General features: G+C 73.2%; 23 protein-coding genes and 1 riboswitch. Of the genes, 20 read left to right on the top strand and 3 right to left on the bottom strand.

All coding sequences use genetic code 11. The features are described 5' to 3' along the window. Window positions 1-4 precede the first annotated feature (4 nt). From K8U61_RS23435 to K8U61_RS23395, 9 genes are all read left to right on the top strand, one after another. Complete coding sequence (locus K8U61_RS23435) at window positions 5-1,264, top strand: MFS transporter (protein ID WP_224125432.1); 1,260 nt, start codon at window positions 5-7, stop codon at window positions 1,262-1,264. A gap of 61 nt (window positions 1,265-1,325) precedes the next feature. Further along, window positions 1,326-1,455, top strand: a riboswitch (FMN riboswitch). 77 nt (window positions 1,456-1,532) lie between these two features. Further along, window positions 1,533-2,576: a bifunctional diaminohydroxyphosphoribosylaminopyrimidine deaminase/5-amino-6-(5-phosphoribosylamino)uracil reductase RibD gene (ribD, locus tag K8U61_RS23430; RefSeq protein WP_224125431.1), complete on the top strand. Its 1,044-nt coding sequence runs from the start codon at window positions 1,533-1,535 to the stop codon at window positions 2,574-2,576. Beyond that, entirely contained in the window at window positions 2,563-3,180 is a 618-nt protein-coding gene (locus tag K8U61_RS23425; protein ID WP_372454348.1) for a riboflavin synthase, read from the top strand. Before ribD ends, K8U61_RS23425 begins: the two co-directional genes overlap by 14 nt. Beyond that, window positions 3,177-3,878, top strand: a complete 702-nt coding sequence (locus tag K8U61_RS23420) for a nicotinamide mononucleotide transporter family protein (RefSeq protein WP_224125429.1) — start codon at window positions 3,177-3,179, stop codon at window positions 3,876-3,878. Before K8U61_RS23425 ends, K8U61_RS23420 begins: the two co-directional genes overlap by 4 nt. Continuing rightward, window positions 3,875-5,140 carry a bifunctional 3,4-dihydroxy-2-butanone-4-phosphate synthase/GTP cyclohydrolase II gene (locus K8U61_RS23415; protein WP_224125428.1) on the top strand — a complete coding sequence of 422 codons (1,266 nt, stop codon included), beginning with the start codon at window positions 3,875-3,877 and terminating at the stop codon, window positions 5,138-5,140. The genes K8U61_RS23420 and K8U61_RS23415 overlap by 4 nt, the downstream gene beginning before the upstream one ends. Window position 5,141: 1 nt before the next feature. After that, window positions 5,142-5,624 carry a 6,7-dimethyl-8-ribityllumazine synthase gene (ribH, locus tag K8U61_RS23410; RefSeq protein WP_224125427.1) on the top strand — a complete coding sequence of 161 codons (483 nt, stop codon included), beginning with the start codon at window positions 5,142-5,144 and terminating at the stop codon, window positions 5,622-5,624. Window positions 5,625-5,635: 11 nt separating this feature from the next. Continuing rightward, entirely contained in the window at window positions 5,636-5,899 is a 264-nt protein-coding gene (locus K8U61_RS23405) for a phosphoribosyl-ATP diphosphatase (protein ID WP_224125426.1), read from the top strand. Between the two features lie 23 nt (window positions 5,900-5,922). Further along, on the top strand, window positions 5,923-6,771 hold the full coding sequence (gene hisG, locus K8U61_RS23400) for an ATP phosphoribosyltransferase (protein ID WP_224125425.1): 849 nt from the start codon (window positions 5,923-5,925) through the stop codon (window positions 6,769-6,771). Further along, window positions 6,755-7,216: a PH domain-containing protein gene (locus tag K8U61_RS23395; RefSeq protein WP_224125424.1), complete on the top strand. Its 462-nt coding sequence runs from the start codon at window positions 6,755-6,757 to the stop codon at window positions 7,214-7,216. The genes hisG and K8U61_RS23395 overlap by 17 nt, the downstream gene beginning before the upstream one ends. Window positions 7,217-7,220: 4 nt before the next feature. On the opposite strand, the gene K8U61_RS23390 is transcribed toward K8U61_RS23395, so the two are convergent. The 3 genes from K8U61_RS23390 to K8U61_RS23380 are packed head-to-tail and all read right to left on the bottom strand — an operon-like array spanning window position 7,221 to window position 9,419. Beyond that, the gene (locus K8U61_RS23390; protein ID WP_224125423.1) at window positions 7,221-7,784 is read right to left on the bottom strand and encodes a nucleoside/nucleotide kinase family protein; all 564 of its coding nucleotides are present in this window, start codon (window positions 7,782-7,784) and stop codon (window positions 7,221-7,223) included. Further along, entirely contained in the window at window positions 7,768-8,988 is a 1,221-nt protein-coding gene (locus tag K8U61_RS23385; RefSeq protein ID WP_224125422.1) for an amino acid deaminase/aldolase, read from the bottom strand. Before K8U61_RS23385 ends, K8U61_RS23390 begins: the two co-directional genes overlap by 17 nt. After that, window positions 8,988-9,419 (bottom strand): hypothetical protein, encoded by a 432-nt coding sequence (locus K8U61_RS23380; RefSeq protein ID WP_224125421.1) that lies wholly within the window; start codon window positions 9,417-9,419, stop codon window positions 8,988-8,990. Before K8U61_RS23380 ends, K8U61_RS23385 begins: the two co-directional genes overlap by 1 nt. A gap of 131 nt (window positions 9,420-9,550) precedes the next feature. On the opposite strand from K8U61_RS23380, the gene K8U61_RS23375 reads away from it, so the two are divergent. The 11 genes from K8U61_RS23375 (at window position 9,551) to K8U61_RS23325 (ending at window position 23,424) form a co-directional block, all read left to right on the top strand. Continuing rightward, window positions 9,551-10,102 carry an SseB family protein gene (locus K8U61_RS23375; protein ID WP_224125420.1) on the top strand — a complete coding sequence of 184 codons (552 nt, stop codon included), beginning with the start codon at window positions 9,551-9,553 and terminating at the stop codon, window positions 10,100-10,102. A 293-nt stretch (window positions 10,103-10,395) separates the two neighbouring features. Beyond that, window positions 10,396-11,079 carry a translation initiation factor IF-3 gene (infC, locus tag K8U61_RS23370; protein WP_224125445.1) on the top strand — a complete coding sequence of 228 codons (684 nt, stop codon included), beginning with the start codon at window positions 10,396-10,398 and terminating at the stop codon, window positions 11,077-11,079. 86 nt (window positions 11,080-11,165) lie between these two features. Beyond that, window positions 11,166-11,360, top strand: a complete 195-nt coding sequence (rpmI, locus tag K8U61_RS23365; protein ID WP_157339999.1) for a 50S ribosomal protein L35 — start codon at window positions 11,166-11,168, stop codon at window positions 11,358-11,360. A gap of 44 nt (window positions 11,361-11,404) precedes the next feature. Further along, complete coding sequence (gene rplT / locus K8U61_RS23360; RefSeq protein WP_224125419.1) at window positions 11,405-11,791, top strand: 50S ribosomal protein L20; 387 nt, start codon at window positions 11,405-11,407, stop codon at window positions 11,789-11,791. Further along, window positions 11,788-12,576, top strand: a complete 789-nt coding sequence (locus K8U61_RS23355; protein ID WP_224125444.1) for a TrmH family RNA methyltransferase — start codon at window positions 11,788-11,790, stop codon at window positions 12,574-12,576. Before rplT ends, K8U61_RS23355 begins: the two co-directional genes overlap by 4 nt. An 11-nt stretch (window positions 12,577-12,587) precedes the next feature. Further along, on the top strand, window positions 12,588-14,846 hold the full coding sequence (locus tag K8U61_RS23350) for an alpha-glucosidase (RefSeq protein WP_224125418.1): 2,259 nt from the start codon (window positions 12,588-12,590) through the stop codon (window positions 14,844-14,846). A 30-nt stretch (window positions 14,847-14,876) separates the two neighbouring features. Beyond that, on the top strand, window positions 14,877-15,914 hold the full coding sequence (locus tag K8U61_RS23345) for a sensor histidine kinase (protein ID WP_224125417.1): 1,038 nt from the start codon (window positions 14,877-14,879) through the stop codon (window positions 15,912-15,914). A gap of 69 nt (window positions 15,915-15,983) precedes the next feature. After that, complete coding sequence (gene pheS / locus K8U61_RS23340; RefSeq protein WP_224125416.1) at window positions 15,984-17,090, top strand: phenylalanine--tRNA ligase subunit alpha; 1,107 nt, start codon at window positions 15,984-15,986, stop codon at window positions 17,088-17,090. 7 nt (window positions 17,091-17,097) lie between these two features. After that, complete coding sequence (gene pheT, locus K8U61_RS23335; RefSeq protein WP_224125415.1) at window positions 17,098-19,578, top strand: phenylalanine--tRNA ligase subunit beta; 2,481 nt, start codon at window positions 17,098-17,100, stop codon at window positions 19,576-19,578. Between the two features lie 52 nt (window positions 19,579-19,630). Continuing rightward, on the top strand, window positions 19,631-20,467 hold the full coding sequence (locus K8U61_RS23330; protein WP_224125414.1) for an aldo/keto reductase: 837 nt from the start codon (window positions 19,631-19,633) through the stop codon (window positions 20,465-20,467). Next, window positions 20,464-23,424 (top strand): ATP-binding protein, encoded by a 2,961-nt coding sequence (locus tag K8U61_RS23325; RefSeq protein ID WP_224125413.1) that lies wholly within the window; start codon window positions 20,464-20,466, stop codon window positions 23,422-23,424. The genes K8U61_RS23330 and K8U61_RS23325 overlap by 4 nt, the downstream gene beginning before the upstream one ends. Window positions 23,425-23,475: the final 51 nt, after the last annotated feature.

The following is a 23,475-nucleotide window of genomic DNA, read 5'->3' as shown; positions in this document are numbered from 1 at the left end:
GGCGGTGCGCCGCACACCGTTCGCTCTCCTCCAGGTCGGCAACCTCCTCTCGGGCGTCGGCAACGGCGTCGCCATGGTCGTGCTGCCGTGGCTGGTCCTCGACATCACCGGCAGCGCCTCCGCCGCCGGGCTGGTCGCGTCCGCGACCCTGGTGCCGGTCCTGTTCGCGAGCCTCCTGGTCGGCACGGTGGTCGACATGGTCGGTCGCAAGCGGGTCGCGATGCTCGCCGACGCCCTCTCCGGGCTGAGCACGGCCGGCATCCCTCTGGTCGCGCTGCTCGGCCACCTCGACGCCACGTGGCTGATCGGCCTGGCCATCGGCGGTGCGGTCCTCGACCCGGCCGGCTACACCGCGCGCAAGGCGATGCTCCCCGGTGCCGCCACTCGCGCGGGCTGGGCGTGGGAGCGCGCCAACGGCGTCCACGAGGCGGTGTACGGCGCGGCGTACATCCTCGGCCCCGGCATCGGCGGTCTCCTCATCGGCCTGGTCGGGGCCTCGAACGCGCTCTGGGCGACCGCCGCCGCGTTCGCCGTGTCGGTCGTCGCGACGGCGTTCCTCCGGGTGCCCGGCGCCGGCCGGCCCGACCATCACGAGCGCCCGGAGGGGCTCTGGCGCGGCACGGTCGAGGGTCTGGCGTTCGTGTGGCGGCAGCCGCTCCTGCGGGTCACCACGCTGCTGGTCTGCCTCGTCGTTGCGGCGTACCTGCCGTTCGAGTCGGTCATCCTGCCCGTGCACTTCACCGACATCGACCGACCCGCCCAGCTCGGCCTGGTCGTCACCACGATGAGCGTTGGCGGCGTCATCGGGTCGCTCGCCACCGCCGTCGTGGTCCGCCGGTTCGGCCGCTACCGGGTGTTCGTCGTCAGCGTCCTGATGGCCTGCCTGGCGCTGCTCGGCCTCGGGTTCCTGCCCGGTCTGCCCGCGCTGCTCGGCCTCGCGCTGGTGACCGGGCTGTTCTGGGGACCGGTCCAGCCGATCCTCGACCTCGCGATGCAGGTGCGCACCCCGGAGGAGCTGCGGGGCCGGGTGATCGGGGTGATCACCTCGGCGACGTACGCCGCCGGCCCGGTCGGCCTCCTGCTCGCCGGCCCCGCGATCGACGGCTGGGGCGTGCGCACGGCCTCGATCCTCTTCGCCATGGCCGTCCTCGTCCTGGCGATCGGATCGCTGCTGCCCCGACGGCTGAGGGAGCTCGACGACCTCCGCGAGCCCGACCACGAGGGACCGCACGTCGCGGTGCCGACGCCCTATCCCGCTCCGTGACACGGCTCACGGCCGTCCGGTCGTCGCCCTGTGGCACACTCGACCCGACGAGCTATCAAGCTCGCGTGCTCTGGGGTCGGTGAAATTCCGAGCCGGCGGTAACAGTCCGCGACCCGGTCACAGCCAGTGACCGGTTGACCAGGTGAAATTCCTGGACCGACGGTCAAAGTCCGGATGGGAAGCGCACGCAGGCGTCGTCCACGTACGTCGTACGTGCCCGACCCGTCCAGCCCCGGAGTCCGTGAGCGGACACCGAGAGGGCATCGCGATGAGCAGCAGCGCCGAGCAGGCCGCCATGCGGCGCGCGCTCGAGCTCGCCGCGACCCCCGGCGTCCCGCTCGGCCCCAACCCGCGCGTCGGCTGCGTGCTCCTCGCCGACGACGGCTCGACCGTCGCGGAGGGCTTCCACCGCGGCGCCGGGACCCCCCACGCCGAGGCCGATGCCCTCGCGCAGGCCGGCGACCGCGCCCGCGGGGCCACCGCCGTGGTCACCCTCGAGCCCTGCAACCACACCGGCCGCACCGGCCCGTGCGCCCAGGCCCTCGTCGCCGCCGGCGTACGCCGCGTCGTCTTCGCGCAGGCCGACCCCAACCCGGCCGCCGCGGGCGGCGCCGAGACGCTGCGCGCCGCCGGCGTCGAGGTCGAGTCCGGACTTCTGGCGACCGAGTCGGGACTTCTGAACACGATCTGGACCTTCGCGGTCGAGCACGGCCGCCCGTTCGTCACCTGGAAGTTCGCGACCACCCTCGACGGCCGCAGCGCCGCCGCCGACGGCACCAGCCGGTGGGTCAGCTCGCGGGCCGCGCGGCTCGACACCCACCGGCTCCGCGCGCTCTGCGACGTGATGCTGGTCGGCACCAACACCGTCGCCGTCGACGACCCGCTGCTGACCGTGCGCGACGAGCACGACCGGCCGATCGCCGTGCAGCCGCTGCGCGCGGTCATGGGGGAGCGCGACCTCGACCCCGGCCGCCGGATCTTCAACACCCAGTACTCGCAGGGTGCCGAGTCGGTCCACCTCCGCACCCGCGACCCCCGGACCGCGCTCGAGCAGCTCCACGCCCTCGACCGGCAGCACGTCTTCCTCGAGGGCGGGCCGACTCTCGCCGCGGCCTTCCTGCGGGCCGGCCTGGTCGACGAGATCGTCGTGTACGTCGCGCCCATGCTCCTCGGCGCCGGTCGCTCCGCCGTGGCCGACCTCGGAATCACCACCATCGCCGACGCGTTCCGTCCCCGCGTCACCGACGTCACCGTGCTCGCGGGTGACCCCGAGCACAACGTCCGACTCACGCTCACCCCTGAGGAGAACTGACATGTTCACCGGCATCGTCGAGGAGCTTGGCACCGTCGCCGCCGTGGAGGACCAGGGCGACGCGATCCGCCTCAGCATCCGCGCCACCACCGTGCTCGAGGACGTCCACCTCGGCGACTCGATCTCGGTCAACGGCTGCTGCCTGACGGTCACCACCGTCGACGGCGACACCTGGACCGCCGACGTCATGCAGGAGACGCTCGACAAGACCAGTCTCCTCGGCGTCGGCCCCGGCACCCCGGTCAACCTCGAGCGCGCGGTCACCGCCGACAAGCGCCTGGGCGGCCACATCGTCCAGGGTCACGTCGACGGCGTCGGCACCGTCGCCTCCCGCACGCCCAGCGAGCACTGGGAGGTCGTCGAGATCGAGATCCCGACCGGGCTCAGCCGCTACCTCGTCGACAAGGGCTCGATCACGGTCGACGGCGTCAGCCTCACCGTGGTCGAGGCCGGCGCGGACCGCTTCACCGTCAGCCTGATCCCCGAGACCCTCGCCCGCACCACCCTCGGCACCCGCCGGCCCGGCGACCGGGTCAACCTCGAGGTCGACGTGATCGCCAAGTACGTCGAGCGCCTGCTGCCCTTCGCGAAGGAGTCCGCATGAGCGCCCTGACCTCGTTCTACGACGCGCACCTGACCATCGCGGGTCATCCGATCACCTGGCGCGAGATCCTCGGCAACGCCTTCGGCTTCGCCTCCGCGGTCGGCGGCCTGCGCCGCCGGGTCTGGGCCTGGCCGGTCGGCATCGTCGGCAACGTCCTGCTCTTCACGGTCTTCATCGCCGCGACCTTCGACGCCCAGGCCCAGCAGCCGCTCTTCGGCCAGGCCGGACGTCAGGTCTTCTTCATCGTCACCAGCGTCTACGGCTGGTACCGCTGGCAGGAGGTCAAGCGCGCGCACGGCGGGGGAGACGCACCCGCGATCGACCCGCGCTGGGCGACCGCCCGGGAGCGCGCGGCGTACCTCGTCGCGGCGGCCGCCGGCGTCCTGGTCTGCCAGTGGGTCTTCTCCGTCGTCGGCGCCGGCTGGCCCGCCCCGCGCTGGTACTACTGGTGCGACGCCTGGATCTTCGTCGGCTCGATGCTCGCGACCTACGCGATGGCTCGCGGCTGGAACGACTTCTGGCTCGCCTGGATCGGCGTCGACCTGGTCGGCGTGCCGCTGCTCTGGCACTCGTCCTACTACCCGAGCGCGATCCTCTACGTCTTCTACGGCGCCCTGTGCGTCGCCGGCTTCGTGACCTGGTGGCGCGCCACCTCCGACGAGGCCGAACCCACCCTGCGAGAGAAGGTCCCGGCATGAGCCACCCGCACGAGCACCCGAACGTCCGGCTCGACACGGTCGAGCGGGCGATCGCCGACATCGCGGCCGGCAAGGCCGTCATCGTCGTGGACGACGAGGGCCGCGAGAACGAGGGCGACATCATCTTCGCGGCCAGCAAGGCCACCCCCGACCTGATGGCGTTCACGATCCGGCACAGCAGCGGCGTGATCTGCGTGCCGATGCCGGCCGACATGCTCGACCGCCTCGAGATCCCGCTGATGACGCCGCACAACAAGGACAAGCTCCGGACGGCGTACACGATCTCGGTCGACGCCCGCGACGGGGTCTCGACCGGCATCTCGGCCGCCGACCGCGCCCACACCGCCCGGGTGCTGGCCGACTCCGCGACCGAGCCGTGGGAGATCACCCGCCCCGGACACGTCTTCCCGCTGCGCTACCGCGAGGGCGGCGTCCTCGTCCGGCGGGGCCACACCGAGGCCGCGGTCGACCTCGCCACGCTGGCCGGGCTGACGCCGGCCGGGGTGCTGGTGGAGGTCGTCAACGACGACGGCACGATGAAGCGGGCGCCCGAGCTGCGCGCGTTCGCCGACGAGCACGACCTCGCGATGATCTCCATCGACGACCTGGTCCGCTACCGGCGGCGCCACGAGAACCTCGTCGAGCGGGTCGCCGAGACCCGGCTGCCGACCAAGCACGGCGAGTTCACGGCGTACGGCTACCGGATCACCGTCGACGACTCCGAGCACATCGCGCTGGTGCACGGCGACGTGTCGGGCTCCGAGCCGGTGCTGACCCGGGTCCACTCCGAGTGCCTGACCGGCGACGTCTTCGGCAGCGACCGCTGCGACTGCGGACCCCAGCTGGAGGAGGCGCTCGAGCGGATCGTCGAGGAGGGCCGCGGCGTGGTGATCTACCTGCGCGGTCACGAGGGCCGCGGGATCGGCCTGGTCGCCAAGCTGCAGGCCTACCAGCTGCAGGACGGTGGCCGCGACACCGTCGACGCCAACCTCGACCTCGGGCTGCCGGCCGACGCCCGTCACTACGGCACCGCCACCCAGGTGCTGCGCGACCTCGGTGTGACCAGCGTCCGGCTGCTCACCAACAACCCCGACAAGGTCGACAACCTCGAGGACTTCGGCGTCCACGTCGCGGAGCGGGTGCCGCTCACGCCGCACCCCAACGACCACAACATCGCCTACCTGCTCACCAAGCGCGACCGGATGGGCCACGACCTGCCCAACCTCGACCTCACCCACGACCTGACGCAGGACGGAGCCTGACATGTCCGGAGACGGATCCCCCGAGACCGAGACCTTCGACGCCAGCCACCTCAAGGTGGCGATCCTGGCGGCGAGCTGGCACAGCCAGGTCACCGACGGCCTCATCGGCGGCGCGCAGCGCGCCCTGGCCGACTTCAACGCCAGCGGGCCGCTGCTCCGGGTGCCGGGCACCTTCGAGTTGCCCGTGGCCGCGAAGGCGCTCGCGGTCCAGGGGTACGACGCGGTCGTCGCTCTCGGCGTCGTCGTCCGCGGCGGCACGCCGCACTTCGACTACGTCTGCAACGCCGCGACCGACGGCCTGACCCGGGTCGCGCTCGACCACACGGTCGCCGTCGGCTTCGGGGTCCTCACGTGTGACAACGACCAGCAGGCGCTGGACCGGGCCGGGCTCCCGCACTCCCGCGAGGACAAGGGCTACGAGGCCACGGCGGCCGCGCTGCTCACCGCCCGGACCCTGAAGGAGATCGCCACGGCCACGCCGTAGGCTGGTCGACCGTGAAGACGTTCGACGAGCTCTGGACCGAGCTGAACGACAAGGCCCGGTCCCGCCCCGAGGGATCCGGCACCGTGCGCGAGCTCGACGCCGGCGTCCATTTCATCGGGAAGAAGCTGGTCGAGGAGGCCGCCGAGTCCTGGATGGCCGCTGAGCACGAGGGCAAGGAGCGGGCGGCCGAGGAGATCAGCCAGCTGCTCTACCACGCCCAGGTGCTCATGCTCGCGACCGGCATCGAGCTCGACGACGTCTACGCACACCTCTAGCAGCATTGGATCACTGGCAACCCATGTCTCTTCTCCGCATCGCGGTCCCCAACAAGGGGTCGCTCTCCCAGGCCGCGTCCGAGATCCTGCGCGAGTCCGGCTACCGCCAGCGCGACGACGCCAAGCAGCTGACCCTCACCGACGGTGAGAACTCCGTCGAGTTCTTCTACCTCCGGCCCCGCGACATCGCGCTGTACGTCGGCGAGGGCACCCTCGACGTCGGCATCACCGGCCGCGACCTGCTCACCGACTCCGGCGCGAAGGCCGAGGAGGTCATGGGCCTCGGCTTCGGCCGCAGCCGCTTCCGGTTCGCCGGACCGGCGGGCGTCTACACGTCCCTGGCCCAGCTCGCGGGCCTGCGGATCGCGACGTCGTACGTCGGGGTGGTGCGGGCGTTCCTCGAGGAGCGCGGCATCGACGCGACCGTGGTCCGGCTCGACGGCGCCGTCGAGACCAGCATCCAGCTCGGCGTCGCCGACGTGATCGCCGACGTCGTCGAGACCGGCAGCACCCTCCGTCAGGCGGGCCTGGAGGTCTTCGGCGACACCATCCTCGAGTCCGAGGCCGTGCTGGTCACGCGGACCGGCGCCGTGCCCGAGGGCTTCGAGGTCTTCAAGCGACGCGTCGACGGCGTCCTGGTGGCCCGCAGCTACGTGATGATGGACTACGACATCCCGACCGACCGGGTCGCCGACGCCGTCCGGCTCACCCCCGGCATCGAGAGCCCGACCGTCGCGCCGCTCCATCGGGAGGGGTGGTCGGCGGTCCGGGCGATGGTCCCGCGCGCCGGCGCCCAGCGACTGATGGACGAGCTCTTCGAGATCGGTGCCCGCGGCATCCTGCTCACCGACATCCATGCCTGCCGGCTCTGAGTCCGCGCCGCTGACGCTGCCGCACACCTGGCGGCCGCTCGGCGTCCGCGTCGCCGCGGTGGTCCTCGGCGGTGGGCTGCTGGTCATCTGCGCGCTGACCTGGATCGGCTTCGACGACGAGACGCGCGCCCGGTTCACGGCGTTCCAGCGCGGCACCCTCGTCGCGCTCGGACTGCTCGTGTTCACGCTGTTCTACGCCCTGGTGCGCTCCCGCGTGGTCGCCGAGGCCGACCGGCTGGTGGTCGTCAACGGCTACCGCCGCCGCGAGTACGACTGGGCGCAGGTCGTCGCCGTCCACCTCCCGCCCGGCGCCCCCTGGGTCACCCTCGACCTCGCCGACGGCACCACCGTCTCCGCGATGGGCATCCAGGGCTCCGACGGACTGCGCGCCAAGAGGGCCGCCCGCGACCTCCGCCTCACCGCCGAGCGCCAGATCCACCGCTGACCTCTCACGAGGTCCACAGGGCCAGGTCGGCGCGGACCGAGGTCCGGTCCCGGGCGAAGCGCTCCCGCTCGGCGACCTCCCAGGCGTCCCAGTACGGCGCGAACGTCGCACCGTCGCGCTCCAGGCCGCGGCGCCGGCGTACGTCGCGGTCGGCGTCCACCCACACCAGCACCGTCACCAGGTCGGCGACGGTGCGCGCACCCGAGCCGACGCCCTCGACGACCACGACCGGGGCGGGGGAGACGGTGACCGTCTCCGCGAACGCGCGGGCGTGCCAGTCGTAGCGGCGGTAGCCGCCCGGGAGCCCACGGGAGAGCGGCCGCAGCAGGCTCTCCAGCTGGCCGTCGACCGCCGCGAGGCCGTCCCAGCCCTCGTAGAGGTCGTCCATGTGCACCACCGGCGTCTCGACGAGCGCCGACACGGCCGCCGCGAGCTCGGTCTTGCCCGAGCCCGACGGCCCGTCGATGCACAGCAGGCGTGCGGAGCCGAGCGTCGACGGTCGGCTCAGCAGCAGGTCGACGACGCCAGCGGCGTCAGCGGCGTCAGCGGCGTCAGAAGGACTGGCCACAGCCGCGGTACGTCGGCACCGACTCCACGAACTCGCTGCCCTGGAGCAGGTGCACCGTCGTGGTGTGCTCGAAGGGCTCGCCGGACTTCGCGGGCCGGAACCACACCAGGTCGCCGATCCGCAGCAGGTCCGCCGGCTGCCCGGTGAGCGGGGTCTGCACCTCACCGACCCCCTCGAGCCCGGTCAGCGACAGGCCGGCCGGCGCCCACGGCACCGGCATCCGGTCGACGCCAGCGGGTCCCGAGGCGACGAAGCCGCCGCCGTGGACGGTCACCATGCCGGGGCCGGGCCGTCGGCTCACCGGCAGCCCGAAGTACGACGCGGGGCGCGGCGAGAAGGACTGGTAGTGGTCGAAGAGCGTCGGCACGAGCAGCCCCGAGCCGGCGGCGATCTCGGTGACCACCGGGTCGGCCGCGGTGGCCTGGACGGAGCCGGACCCGCCGGCGTTCCAGAACTCGAGGGCCGCCATCCGGCGCAGCGCGTCGTCGATCTCACGCCGGCGGGTCGCCAGCTGCGACATCGAGAGCGCCTTGATCCGCCGCACGATCACCGACCGGGCCTTCGCGTCGGGGAGCGTGTCCTGCAGGCCGGCGACCTGGCCCTCGTAGGTCATCACGCCGACCAGGCGGAAGCCGTCGCGCTCGGTGATCGCCCGCGCGAGGCGGAGCACGCCGTCCACGTCGTGCACGGGGGAGCGCTTGGGACCGACGTGCTGACCCGCGACCCGCAGGCCGGCGTCGACGTCGATGGCGATCCGGATCTCCGTGTCGGCGTCGAAGCGGACGCTGTCGACCACCTCGAGGTGCGCCACGTCGTCGACCATGAGGGTGATGGCGGCGGCCGCGTCCGGGGAGGCGACCAGCTGGGCGAGCGCGCCCTTGTCGACCGTCGGGTAGGCGACGACCAGGTCGTCGGTGACGCCCTCGGCGTACAGCCAGAGCGCCTCGCGGAGCGTGAAGGCGAGGACGCCCTCGAAGCCGTCGCGCGCGAGCGCGCGGCGGATCAGCGCCGGGATCCGCAGCGACTTGGACGCCACCCGGATCGGCAGCCCGCCGGCGCGGCGCTCGAGGTCGGCGGCGTTGGCGTCGAAGGCGTCGAGGTCGACGACGAACGCCGGCGTCGGCAGCGGCACGCCGTGCTTCTCGACGGCTCCCTGGAGCCGGGACCAGAGGTGGTTGCGATCCACCAGAGACGCGCCGCCCATCAGCTGATCCCTCTCTTGCGCAGGAGCGCCTCGATCTCGGCCATCTCCGGGTCGACGGCCGGGGCGGCCGGGGCGGCCGCCGCACGCCCGAGCCGTCGCGGCTCGGCGCCCTCGACCTTCTCGGCCGCGGGCTTCTCACGTCGGCGGAGCCGGGCGGACACCCCGAAGAGCAGCACGGACACGCCGAGCACCATCAGGCCGAGCCAGACCGTCGGCCGCCACACGAAGTTGCTCGCCCACACCGACACGGCGTGGCTGATGTCGGCCAGCAGCCGCAGCGTGCGGGTGAGGTACGCCGCGACCGGCAGCAGCGTGAACGCCAGCGCCCGCAGGCCTGACGCGATGCCCCGGCGCCGGAAGGAGAACCACGTCCAGATCCCGCCGGCCACCGTCAGGCTCAGCGCGAGGGCTGCCCACGATGCGTCGTCCACGTCGCCAGCCTACTGACAGGTACGACGCGACGCGCGCGGCGTCGGGACGACACGGCCGGCGTCTCCCGGTGCCGACCACCCGAGACGGCGCCCGATTCGGTCGGGCGGCGGCGGGTGAGCACAATGGGCGGGTGCTCGAGCCCGACCCCACCCAGTCGCGGGTGATCCCCGACCCGGGGTTCGCCGACGACGACGGGACCGCCGCCCCCGAGCTGGCCGCCGCGCTCGCCGCCTGGGACGGCGACCGGTCGGCGTCCCAGGCCTACTCCGAGGCGCTGGCGGCGCTGCAGCGCTCCCGCCTCCTGGTGCCCGTGGTCGCGGTGCTCGGGGAGGTCGAGGTCGACGAGGCCGGCCTGGCCCAGGACAAGACGAGCGACATGGCCACGGTGCTGCTCCAGGGCGCCGACGGGCGGCTCGCGCTGCTCGCCTTCACCGGTACGGCGTCCCTGGCCGCGTGGAACCCCGAGGGCCGGCCGGTGCCGGTGCGCGCCGAGCTGGCCGCGCAGTCCGCCCTCCAGGACGGCGCGGCCGCGCTGGTCGTGGACGTCGCCGGACCGGTGCGGTTCGTGGTCGAGGGCGACGATCTGCGCCGGCTCGCCGAGGGCTGGACGATCGCCCGCGCGGGGGGTCAGGTCGTCTGGATTCGGCCCGCAGCGGAATCTTCGGCTACCCTTCCTTGTTGACCGATCAGTTCCGGTGCACCCGCGCCGGAGCCGATCAGACAAGCGGAGGCCCGCACGATCGCCTCCCACCCGCACCGACCGTCGCTCCACCAGGTCGTCGGGTCCGGTCCCGAGGGCTCGATCCCGGTGCGTACGCCGTACGCCACGGATCTGGGTTCGCTCGGTGGCGTGCCCCGCGTTCGGGGAGCGTCGGACTGGCTTCCGCTTGTGACAGCGGAAGCCATTGTTGATTTCGGACCCCAGAGGCCCGGGCCGGCGAAGGACTTCCGGTTCAGTAGGCCACAGGAGGACACATCAGCACCGAGCTGCGTATCAACGAGCGGATCCGGGTTCCCGAGGTCCGTCTTGTTGGACCCAACGGGGAGACGGTCGGCATCGTGCCGACCGACCAGGCCCTGAAGCTTGCCCAGGAGGCGGACCTCGACCTCGTCGAGATCGCGCCGCAGGGCAAGCCGCCCGTCTGCAAGCTCATGGACTACGGGAAGTTCAAGTACGAGAACGCCCAGAAGGCCCGTGAGGCGCGGCGGAACCAGACGAACGTCGTCATCAAGGAGATGAAGCTCCGCCCGAAGATCGACCAGCACGACTACGAGACCAAGAAGGGTCACGTCGTGCGGTTCCTCCGGGCCGGGGACAAGGTGAAGATCACGATCATGTTCCGTGGTCGTGAGCAGCACCGCCCCGAGCTGGGCTTCCGCCTGCTCCAGAAGCTGGCCGAGGACGTCACGGAGCTCGGCTTCGTCGAGTCCGCGCCCAAGCAGGACGGCCGCAACATGATCATGGTGCTCGGCCCGCACAAGAAGAAGGCCGACGCCAAGGTCGAGATGAAGGCCGAGAAGGAGACCCGCGCCGCCGAGCGTGCCGCGATCGAGGCGGAGGAGCGCGCCGAGCGCGACGCCGCCCACGCCGCCGGCCCGGTCGCGCAGAAGAAGGAGCGCGGCCGCTCCGAGAACCTCGATCCCGAGATCGACGCCTGACCTTCGCAGACCGCCACCAGCCGGTCGAGCCAGCCCGAGTCCGCTCGGCCGGTGCGATCTGCAGCAACGAGAGAGAGACGAAAGAGATGCCGAAGAACAAGAGCCACTCCGGCGCCGGCAAGCGCTTCCGCGTGACCGGGTCCGGGAAGATCCTTCGCGAGAAGGCCGGCAAGCGCCACAACCTGGAGAAGAAGCCCTCCAAGGTCACCCGCCGCATGACGGGCACCGTCGAGGTCGCCAAGGCCGACGTCCCCCGCGCGAAGAAGATGCTCGGTCTCTGACCGGCCTCCCGCACCCGACTTAACAAGCAACAAGGAGTAAGACAGTGGCACGCGTCAAGCGGGCAGTGAACGCCCAGAAGAAGCGCCGGACGACCCTCGAGCGCGCCAGCGGTTACCGCGGCCAGCGCTCGCGCCTCTACCGCAAGGCGAAGGAGCAGGTCACCCACTCGCTGGTCTACAGCTACAACGACCGGCGCAAGAACAAGGGCAACTTCCGTCGCCTGTGGATCCAGCGCATCAACGCCGCCGCGCGTGCGCAGGGCCTGACCTACAACCGCTTCATCCAGGGCCTCAACCTGGCCGGCGTCGAGGTCGACCGCAAGATCCTCGCCGAGCTGGCCGTCAACGACGTCGCCGCGTTCAACGCGCTCGTCGAGACCGCCAAGGCTGCGCTGCCCGAGGACGTCAACGCGCCCAAGGTCTCGGCCTGAGCAACCCGCGGCCCCTCGCCCGTGGCAACTCCCGGGTCAAGGAGGCACGCAAGCTGATCAGCCGCCGTTCGGAGCGATCCGAGCGGCGGCTGTTCCTTGCCGACGGGCCGAAGGCTGTCGAGGGGGCCCTCGGGGCCGGCGTGGTCGTCGAGCTCTTCGCCACCCCCGCTGCGGCCGAGCAGTACGCCGACGTCGTCGCCGCGTTCCCGGTGACCCTGGTCGACGACAGCGCGATGGAGTCGCTCTCCGACAGCGTGAGCCCGGCCGGCGTCGTCGCCGTGTGCCGGTTCCTCGACGACGAGCCGGTCCTCGATCCACGCACGGCCCCCCTGATCGCGATCTGCGCCGACGTGCGCGACCCGGGCAACGCCGGGACGGTGATCCGCTGCGCGGACGCTGCCGGTGCGAGCGGCGTCGTGCTCGCCGGCAACTCGGTCGACCCCTACAACCCCAAGGCGGTCCGCGCGAGCGTCGGCAGCCTCTTCCACCTGCCGATCGGGCAGGAGCGCGACGCGGCGACCGCCGTCCAGCGTGCCCGCACCGCCGGTTACACGGTCCTCGCCGCGGACGGCGGTGGCGACGTCGACCTCTACGACGCCGACGAGCTGCTCGCCCGACCCACGGCGTGGCTGTTCGGCAACGAGGCCTGGGGCCTGCCGCCCGAGCTGCGTGCGCTCGCCGACCACGTGGTCTCGATCCCGATCTTCGGCCGCGCCGAGAGCCTCAACCTCTCGACCGCCGCCGCGCTGTGCCTCTACGCCTCGGCGAGGGTCCAGCGCGGGTAGTCTCCCGCCTCGTGCCTGCCCGCGGTCTGCCTCTCCTCCCCGTCTCGCTCGCCGTGGCCGTCGGCCTCGCGCTGCTTCCCTCGGCGGCGGACGCCCAGCGGGCCGACGCGTTCCCCGTCGACCACACCGACATCGTCGCCCCCGGCACCCTCACGGTCGCCGACGCGGCGGGCGGCACCTGGCACGCCGGTGACCTCACCGTCACGATCACCGCGGACGCCGGGTTGGCGGTCACCACCGATGCCGGGCGCACCGTCTGGGCGTCGCCCGCCGGTCAGGCGTTCGTCACCGGTGGCCGCGGCACCGTCGCGTGGGAGGAGTCCCGCGGCTACTTCTGGCCGACCGTCACCTACGCCGACCGCCTCGGCGACCAGAGCGTCGACGCGGTCACGCAGGACGGCGACACCGTCGTCGTGACCGGCGGGCTGGTGGGCGAGAGCAGCACCGAGGGTGCGACGTACACGCTCACCATCGGCCCGCGCCGAGCGCACGGCGCGTCCCTCGACCTCACCACCGACGCGGCGACCCCGCTGACCTCGGTCGGGCTCGTGTCCGGCCGTTCCGACCATGCGGCGGTGCACGGCCTCGGCGAGCAGTTCACCGACTTCGACCTCGACGGCCGGCTGCTACCGATCGTCGACCGCGAGCAGGGCGTCGGCCGCGGTGAGCAGCCCATCACCGGCGCCGCGGACTCCACCAACTACGGCGCCGGCGGCACCGAGGACATGACGTACGCCGCCTGGCCGTCCTTCCTCACCGAGGACCTCCGCGGGCTCCGGCTCGCGGCCGACGCCCCCGGCTCGAGTGCGTTCGCGATGGCCGACACCCGCGATCCCGACGCCGTCGACCTGGAGCTCTGGTCGCCGACGATGAGTGCCCAGGCCTCGGCCGCCGGCAGCCCGGTCGGCCTGGTGCGCGCCCAGCAGGCCGGCGACACCCGCCCCGCGCTCGCGCCGTGGGCCACGAAGGGCGCGATCATCGGGCTCCAGGGCGGTACCGACGAGGTCCGCAGCGAGCTGCGCACCCTCCAGAAGGCCGGCACCAAGATCTCCGGGGTCTGGCTCCAGGACTGGACCGGCCAGCGCGTCACGTCCTTCGGCAGCCGGCTGTGGTGGACCTGGCAGCTGGACAGGAGCCGCTACCCGGGGTGGGCCGGCCTGGTCTCCGGGCTGCGCAAGCAGGGCATCCGGGTCACGACGTACGTCAACCCGTTCCTCGTCGACGCGGCGCCGAAGGGCGACGACTCGATCCGCAACCTGTGGGCGGAGGCCGACGCCGCCGGCTACCTCGTCCGGGACCCGGACGGCGGGCCCTACCTGCTCGACCAGGGCGGTTTCGACGCCTCCCTCGTCGATCTGACCAACCCCCAAGCGCAGGAGTGGTTCGCCCACGTCATCGCCGACGAGGTGCTCGCGCACGGCGTCTCCGGCTTCATGGCCGACTTCGCGGAGGGGCTGCCATTCGACGCGGTGCTCGCCCACGGCGACGCGGCCGACCTGCACAACCGCTGGCCGACGCTCTGGGCGCAGACCGTGCGGGAGGGCTGCCTCCTCGCCGGCAAGCCGGGCTGCGTGACCTGGCTGCGCAGCGGTGGCCTCGGTCAGGCGGCGTCCTCCCCGATGTTCTGGAACGGCGACCAGCTCGTCGACTTCAGCCGCCAGGACGGCCTCGCCTCCGTCCTGCTCGGCACCTTCTCCGCCGGGGTCTCCGGCTGGCCGCTGACCCACTCCGACATCGGCGGCTACACCTCGGTCCAGGTGCTCGCGCAGCGCTCGGCCGACCTCCTGCCGCGGTGGGCGGAGCTCCAGGCGTTCGGCACGATGATGCGCACCCACGAGGGCAACCGGCCGGCCGAGAACGCCCAGGTCTTCAGCTCCGCCGCGTCGGCCAAGACCTTCGCCCGGATGACGCGGCTGTACGCCGCGCTCACGCCGTACCGGCGCACGGTCGTCGACGAGGCGACCCGGACCGGCGTGCCCGCGGTCCGACAGGGCTGGCTGGTCGTGCCAGGCACCCGCGCAGCCGACGCGGAGACGCAGTTCTTCCTCGGCGCGCACGTGCTGGTCGCGCCGGTGCTCAGCCAGGGCGCCACCTCGGTGCGGGTGACCTTCCCGCCCGGGAAGTGGGAGCACCTGCTCACCGGCAAGGTCTACGCCGGCAACCGGACCGCCACGGTCACCGCCCCGATCGGCACCCCGGCGGCGTTCGTGAAGGTCGGCGACCCGTGGGCGAAGCGGTTGCGCCACCGCATCGAAGCCGCCGGCCTGTAAGCGCGTGGGTCCTCGCCCTAGGGTGACCTGGTGACCACCGCGCTCGACCTGCTCGCGGACGGCGTCGTCCTCGCCGGCGGCGACGGACGGGTGACCGCGGTCAACGCCGCCGCGGCCGGCTGGCTCGGTGTCGACGCGTCCGCGGCGGTGGGCAGTCCGCTCGGCGACGTCCTCGCGCTCCAGGACCACGAGGGCCGCGACTGGTGCTCGCTCAACTGCCCGTACGACGGACTCCCGACCCGGACCGCGGTCCCGGAGCAGTCCTGGCTGCTGCCCGACGGCACCGAGGTGCTCGTCGTCGCCAAGCTGCACCGGTCCTCGCTGGACCGGCCCGTCGAGCAGGTCGCCGTCAGCATCCGCTCCGGGCGGGGACGCGCCCGGCTCGACCGCGAGCGCTCCGACCTCGTCGCGACCGTGGCCCACGAGCTCCGCTCGCCCCTCACCGGCGTCAAGGGCTTCGTCCAGGCCCTCCTCAACCGCTGGGACAAGCTCACCGACGAGCAGCGCAAGCTGATGCTCACCACCGTCGCGTCCGACTCCGACCGGCTGAGCCGGCTGATCGCCGAGCTGCTCGACGTCGCCCGCATCGACACCGGACGGCTCCAGCTCTATCCCCGCCCGGTCGACCCCACCGTGCTCGTGCAGCGGGTCGCCGACTCGGTGTCGGCCGGCACCAGCCGGCCGATCGAGCTCACCGTCCTCGCGCCCGTGCCCGAGGTGACCGTCGACCCGGACAAGTTCACCCAGGTCGTCACCAACCTCGTCGAGAACGCCGTCCGACACGGCGAGGGCAGCGTCGCCGTACGGCTGGAGCCCGCAGAGCACGCCCCCGACGTCCCGGGCGTCCGCCTGGTCGTCGAGGACGAGGGGGAGGGCATCTCGCCGGAGATCCGCCGGCGGGTGTTCACGAAGTTCTGGACCGGCGGCAAGAGCGGCGGCTCCGGGCTCGGCCTCTACCTGGTCAACGGCCTCGTGCGCGCCCACGACGGCACGGTCGTCATCGGCGACGCCGCGGGCGGCGGCGCCCGGATCGAGGTCCTCCTCCCGGCCTCCGCGCCCCACGAGTAGCCCCGAGGCGCCGTCCGCCCAGCGTTACCGGTTCGCGCCCGTCCCGCCCGCCTTCCTAGACTCGTCCCCGTGTCCGGACCCAACACCGACTACGACCCCGTGGAGGTCACCCCGTTGAAGGCCGAGGAGGTCGAGGCCGCGCGCGACGCCGCACTCGCCGCGATCGCAGCCGCTGCCGACCTCGCCGAGCTGAAGCAGGTCCGGATCGACCACACCGGTGACCGGTCTCCGCTGGCGCTCGCCAACCGCGAGATCGGCGCCCTCCCGCCGCAGGCGCGCAAGGAGGCCGGTCAGCGGATCGGCCAGGCCCGGGGCGCCGTCAACCAGGCGCTCGGCCAGCGCCAGGCCGTGCTCGAGGACGAGCACGAGGAGCGGATGCTCGTCGAGGAGACCGTCGACGTCACCCTGCCGACCGACCGGGTCGCGACCGGCGCCCGGCACCCGCTGACGACCGGCGCCGAGCTGATCGCCGACATCTTCGTCGCGATGGGCTGGGAGGTCGCCGAGGGCCCAGTCATCGAGGCCGAGTGGCTCAACTTCGACGCGCTCAACCTCGGGCCCGACCACCCGGCCCGCACCATGCAGGACACCTTCTGGACCGAGCCGGCCGACAACCACCTCGTGCTGCGCACCCACACCTCCCCGGTGCAGGCGCGCACGATGCTGTCCCGGAAGCCCCCGATCTACGTCGTCTGCCCGGGTCGGGTCTTCCGCACCGACGAGTACGACGCCACGCACAGCCCGGTCTTCCACCAGGTCGAGGGCCTGGCCATCGACGAGGGCATCACGATGGCCAACCTCAAGGGCACGCTCGACCACTTCGCCGCCCAGATGTTCGGCGAGGGCATCAACACCCGCTTCCGCCCGTCGTACTTCCCCTTCACCGAGCCCAGCGCCGAGGTCGACCTGGTCTGCTTCGTCTGCCGCGGCGCCGGCGTGCTCGACGGCGCCCCGTGCCGCACCTGCCGCGGCGAGGGCTGGATCGAGTGGGGCGGCTGCGGCGTGGTCAACCCGCGCGTGCTCGCCGCCTGCGGCGTCGACGCGGAGCGCTACACCGGCTTCGCCTTCGGCATGGGCATCGACCGCACGCTGATGTTCCGCCACGGCATCGAGGACCTGCGCGAGCTCTTCGAGGGCGACGTCCGCTTCACCACCGCATTCGGCACCGAGCTCTGAGGACGAGATGAAGGCCCCCGTTTCCTGGATCCGCGAGTACGTCGACCTGCCCGACGGCGTCTCGACCGAGGACCTCACCGCGCGCCTGACCGCGCTCGGGCTCAAGCTCGAGGCGATCGAGAAGCCCGCCGACCAGATCACCGGCCCGCTCGTCGTCGGCCGCGTGCTCACCATGGACCCCGAGCCGCAGAAGAACGGCAAGACGATCAACTGGTGCACCGTCGACGTCGGCGACGCCAACGGCACCGGCGAACCGCAGGGCATCGTCTGCGGTGCGCACAACTTCAAGCCCGGGGACCTGATCGTCGCGGTGCTGCCTGGCGGCGTGCTGCCCGGCAACTTCGAGATCTCCGCCCGCAAGACCTACGGCCACCTCTCCGCCGGCATGATCTGCTCCGCCCGCGAGCTCGGCCTCGGCGAGGATCACGACGGCATCATCGTGCTGCCCGAGGGCGCCGGCGAGCCCGGCGACAGCGCCTTCCCGGTGCTCGGCCTCGACGACGAGGTCATCGAGTTCGAGATCAACCCCGACCGCGCCTACGCGCTGTCGCTGCGCGGTGTCGCCCGCGAGGCGGCGCTCGCCTACGACGCGCCCTACCGCGACCCCGCGGAGCGCAGCGTCCCCGAGCCCAACGGCGCCGGCTACCCGGTCGAGATCGACGACCCGGCCGGCTGCCCGGTCTTCGTCGTCCGCCGGGTGACCGGGTTCGACCCGACCGCGGCGTCGCCGGACTGGATGGTCCGCCGGATCACCCAGGCCGGGATGCGCCCGATCTCGCTGGCCGTCGACGTCACCAACTACGTCATGCTCGAGATCGGTCGGCCGATCCACGGCTACGACGCGGCCAAGCTCCAGGGCACCATCCGGGTCCGCCGCGCCCACGAGGGCGAGCGGATGACGACGCTCGACGGCGCCCAGCGCACCCTGTCGGTCGAGGACCTGGTCGTCACCGACGACTCCGGGATCATCGGCCTCGGCGGCGTGATGGGCGGCGAGACCACCGAGATGTCCGCGACCACCACCGACATCCTGGTCGAGGCCGCCCACTGGGACGCCACCTCGATGTTCCGCACCGGCAAGCGCCACAAGATCACCTCCGAGGCCGGCAAGCGCAACGAGCGCGGCGTCGACCCGGTCGTCACCCAGGCGGCCGCCGACCGGGTGGTCGAGCTGCTCACGACGTACGGCGGCGGCACGGCCGACGCCGGCGTCACCGTCGTCGGTACCCCGCCGCGCCAGGCGCCGATCACCATCTCCTACGACCTGCCCGCGCGGGTGACGGGCATGGAGATCGACGCCGCCACGACCGTCACCAACCTCGAGGCCGTCGGCTGCGTGCTGGTCAAGGAGGACTCGACCGTCACCGCGACGCCGCCGCCGTGGCGCCCCGATCTCACCGACCCCTTCGACCTCGTCGAGGAGGTCGCCCGGATCGTCGGCTACGACCAGGTCCCGTCGGTGCTGCCGCGCGAGGCCGCCGGTCGCGGGCTCACCCGTGAGCAGCGGCTGCGCCGCCGCATCGGCCGCACCCTGGCCGGCGCCGGCTGCGTCGAGGTGATCAGCTTCCCGTTCGTCGGCGAGGCGACCTTCGACGCGCTCGGCCTGCCCGCCGACGACGTCCGCCGGACGACCGTCCGCCTGGCCAACCCGCTCTCGTCGGAGGAGCCGTCGTACACTACGACGCTGCTCCCGGGGCTGCTCAAGGCCGCCGCGCGCAACATCGGTCGCGGCGCCCCGGGCGTCGCCCTCTTCGAGACCGGCACCGTGGCGTTCCCGGTCGACGCCGGTCCGGCCCCGATCTACGGCGTCGACTGGCGTCCCAGCGACGCCGAGCTCGCCAAGCTCTTCGAGGCCCTCCCGGTCCAGCCGCTGCACCTCGCCGTCGTCCTCGCCGGGGAGCGCGAGCGCTCCGGCTGGTGGGGCGAGGGCCGCGCCGCCGGGTGGGCCGACGCCATCGCGCTGGTCCGCCGCCTCGGCGCCGAGCTGGGGGTGACCGTCGAGGTCGCCGCCACCCAGCTGATGCCGTGGCACCCCGGCCGCTGCGCCGAGGTCCGGATCGGGGAGGTGCTCCTCGGCCAGGCGGGCGAGCTCCATCCCAAGGTCTGCCAGGAGCTCGGCCTGCCGCCGCGCAGCGCCGCCGTCGAGATCGACCTCGACCAGCTCATGAGGCTGGCCCGCGACGTCGTGCCCGGCCCGGAGTTCTCGACCTACCCCGTCGCAAAGGAGGACGTCGCGCTGGTCGTGGAGGACGCCGTCACCGCCGCCGCCGTCGAGGAGGCGCTGCGCGAGGGCGCGGGCGACCTGCTCGAGTCCGTCCGGCTCTTCGACGTGTTCACCGGCGCGCAGGTGGGCGAGGGCCACAAGTCGCTCGCGTTCGCGCTGCGCTTCCGGGCGCCCGACCGCACGCTCACCGTCGAGGAGACCGCAGCGGCGCGCGACGCCGCCGTGGCGCTCGCCGCCGAGCGGACCGGTGCCGTCCAGCGCTGACCACGCTCCCGGGGCAGGCGCGTCGGGAACGTGGCCGCTCGCTGGCCGGCCGGTGCGCCGGCTCGGCCTCGGCGCCATGCGGCTCACCGGCACCCGCCCCTTCCACGACGGTGCGCCCCGCGACCCGGCGACCGCGCTGCGCGTCGTACGACGGGCGCTCCAGCTCGGCGTCGACCACGTCGACACCGCCGCCTTCTACTTCTCGAGCCGGGTCTCGGCCAACCAGGTGCTCGCCACCGCGCTGAGCACGGCGCCGGAGGTCACGGTCGCGACCAAGGTCGGACCCGCTCGCGACCGCGACGGCCGATGGACGGAGCCGGCCGGCCCCGACCAGCTGCGCGGACAGGTCGAGGAGAACCTCCGCCAGCTGGGCCGCGACCGCCTCGACCTCGTCTACCTCCGGGTCTCCGACCCGGGCTCCCTCGCCGAGCGGCTCGGCGTCCTGCGCGACCTCGTCACCGAGGGGCTGATCGGCCACCTCGGCGTCTCCGGGGTGTCGCTCGAGCAGCTCGACGAGGCGCGGTCGACGGCCCCCGTCGTCGCGGTCCAGAACCGGCTCGCGCCCGACCTGCCCGGCGACCTCGACGTGCTCGAGCGCTGCGGCGAGCTCGGGATCGCGTTCGTGCCGTTCTTCAGCGTCGCCGGGGCCGGGCGGCACCACGGCCCGGTCCAGGCGGACCCGGTCGTCGCGGCGGTCGCCGGCCGGCACGGCGTGACGGACGCGCAGGTCCGGATCGCCTGGACCCTCGCGCTCGGGCCCCACGTCCTCGCGATCCCCGGCACCGGCGACCTCCGGCACCTCGAGCAGAACGTCGCGGCCGCATCCGTGCGGCTGACCGACGCCGACCTGCGCGATCTCGCGACCGAGCAGCGGGTGGTCGCGCGATGACCCGGCTCCGGGTGCTCGACGAGGTGAGCTGGGACGGCCGGCCCGTCCCGGGCGAGCGGACCCACGCCCTGCTGCGGATCCTGGCCGACGCCGGGTCGCGCGGCCTGAGCGAGTCCGCGCTGGTCGAGGAGATCTGGGGGGACGACGTCCCGGCCAACCCGACCAAGGCGCTCCAGGTCGTCGTCTCCCGCGCCCGGTCGGCCACCAGCGCCGAGGTGATCGAGCGGACCCCGCGCGGCTACCGGCTCGCGCTCGGCCCGCTCGACGTCGACACCTGGGCGCTGCGACCCGAGGGCCTCCGGCTCGCTGCGGCGGGGGAGTACGCCGCCGCGCTGCCGCTCCTCGAGCGCGCCGACCCCGACGACGAGGTGGTCGTCGCCCTGCTCCGGGCGACCGCCGGCGTCCACGGCGTCCCGGCCGCCCTGGAGCGCTACGAGTCCTACCGCGAGGACCTCGCCGACCGCCTCGGCGTCGACCCCAGCCCGGCGCTCCAGGCGCTGCACACCGAGCTGCTGGCGCGCGACCGGCCGGTGCGCGAGGGCCTGCTCTACGAGGCCTCGCGGCTGATCGGCCGCGCGGGCGACGTCGCCGCGCTCGAGTCGATGATCCGGTCCTCGCGGGTCACCTCGATCGTCGGCCCCGGCGGCCTCGGCAAGACCCGCCTGGCCCACCTCATGGGCCGGCTCGCCGAGCAGCCGGTCGTCCACTTCGTCGAGCTCGCGGGCGTCACCTCGCCCGAGGGGGTCGCGGTGGAGGTCGGCGACGTCCTCGGCGTGCGGGAGTCGGTGGCCGCCGGGCGCCTGAACGCCGCCGTCACGCGCCGGGCGGACCTGATGAGCCGCATCGTCGACCAGATCGGTACGGCGCCCGCGCTGCTGATCCTCGACAACTGCGAGCACCTCGTGGACGCGGTCGCCGATCTCGTCTCGGTCCTCGTCCAGCGCACCCCCGAGCTCCGGGTCCTCACCACGACGCGGGCACCGCTCGGCATCGCGTCCGAGCGCGTCTACCAGCTGCCGCAGCTCAGCGACGACGACGCCGTGGAGCTCTTCCGCGAGCGGGCCACGGCCGCCCGCCCCGGCGTACGCCTCGACGAGGCGGAGGTCCGCTCGCTCGTGGCCCGGCTCGACGGGTTGCCCCTCGCGGTCGAGCTCGCGGCCGCGAAGGTGCGGGTGATGTCGGTGGCCGAGATCGAGCGGCGGCTCGAGAACCGCTTCGCGCTCCTCCGCGGCGGCTCCCGGGACGCGCCCGAGCGTCACCAGACGCTGCTCGCCGTGATCGGCTGGAGCTGGAACCTCCTCGACGACGTGCAGCGGCGGGCGCTGCGGCGGCTCTCGGTCTTCCGCGACGGCTTCTCGCTAGACGCGGCCGAGGCCGTGGTCGGCGACGACGCGCTCGCGGCCGTCGCGGACCTGGTCGACCAGTCCCTCGTCACGGTGGTCGAGGCGGCCGAGGGCATCCGCTACCGCCTGCTCGAGACGGTGCGCGAGTTCGGGCACGTCGCCCTCGTCGACGCCGGCGACGACGCCGAGACCGTCGAGCGGCTCCGCGACTGGGGCGCTGACTACGCCCTGCGGTGCTCCCGTCAGCTCTTCGGACCGCTGCAGATCGAGACGATGACCGCGATCCGCACCGAGGAGGGCAACCTCGTCGACCTCCTGCGCCGCTGCCTGCGCGACCGGGCCGGCGAGGGCACGGTCGCGCTGATGGCCTGCCTGTCGGACTTCTGGACCATCGAGGGCAGCCACCTCAAGGTCGTCAACATCGCCCCCGACGTGGAGGAGGTCGTCCTCGCCGCCGAGATCGGCGATGACCTCGAGGACGCCCTGCGCACCACGTTGAGCGCGATCGCCTTCAACTCGATGATCTTCACCGACTCGGTCGCGGGCCGCGCGTTCGACCGCCTCGAGGCCCTGGGTTCCGGCGACCCGGGGTCGCGTGGCTCGGTCTCCGCGCGGGTCCTGCTCGCTGCCCGCAAGGACATCGCCGAGGAGCGTCTCGACGTCCTCGAGGAGCTCTGCACCGACCCCGACCGTCGGGTCGCGCGGCTCGCGATGCAGTGGTCGGCCCAGTTCTACGAGAACCAGGGCGACGTCGAGCTCTCCCTGAGGCGCGGCCTCGAGGCGCTCGCCATCACCGACGACGGCGACGGCCCGTGGGGGACGGCGCTGATCCGGGCCCAGCTGGCGGGGCTGGCCATGCAGGTCGGCGACACCCAGGAGGCGATGGGCTACGCCCGGGACGCCATCCCGGTGCTGGACGCGCTCGGCGCGTCCGAGGACGTCGCGCAGCTCAAGGCGGTCCTGGCGATGGGCGCGATCGAGATCGGGGACCTCGACGAGGCCGAGCGGATCTTCGACGAGATCGAGGCCGACGACGCCGGCGCCGGCATCTTCGGCGCGGCGCTGATCCTCCTCTGCGGCCGCCCCGAGCTCGATCTGATCGCGGGCCGGGTCGACCTGGGCCTCCAGCGCTTCCGCGAGGCCGTGACGACGCTCGGTGCCCGTGGCTTCCCGGAGCTGGAGACCATGCTCGGGTTCGAGCCCTGGACCCTGTACGCCGAGGCCGCCGCCATCGCCGCCCACGTCCACCACGGCCGCCAGGAGGAGGTCGAGGGCATGCGGCGCGACCTGCTGACCAAGGCGCCGGAGATCCTCACCGGCATGGTCGGCTTCCTGGACTTCCCGGTCTTCGGGTCGATCCTCTTCGCGCTCGCCGAGTGGGAGCTCGCGGACGACCCCGACCCCGAGCGCGCGGTCCGCGCCGTCCGCCTGCTCGTCTACGCCGACCGGTTCGGCTACAACCGGCAGCTCCCGAGCCTCGCCTGGGACCGTGGCCTCGCGATGGCCGAGTCGGTGCTGCCGGGGGAGGTGGCGCGCTTCCGCGCGACGCTCGACGGCCGGAAGGCACCCGAGCTCCGCCAGGAGGTCGGTGCCCTGCTGGCGGAGCTCGGCTGACGCGTCGTACCTGACGTTCTGGCGGTGGATCGCGCCGACCCACGACCATCT

Origin of the sequence: Nocardioides mangrovi (assembly GCF_020073815.1) — a bacterium.
In the GTDB taxonomy this organism is placed as follows: domain Bacteria; phylum Actinomycetota; class Actinomycetes; order Propionibacteriales; family Nocardioidaceae; genus Nocardioides; species Nocardioides mangrovi.
This window is presented reverse-complemented; position numbering and strand designations above follow the sequence as displayed.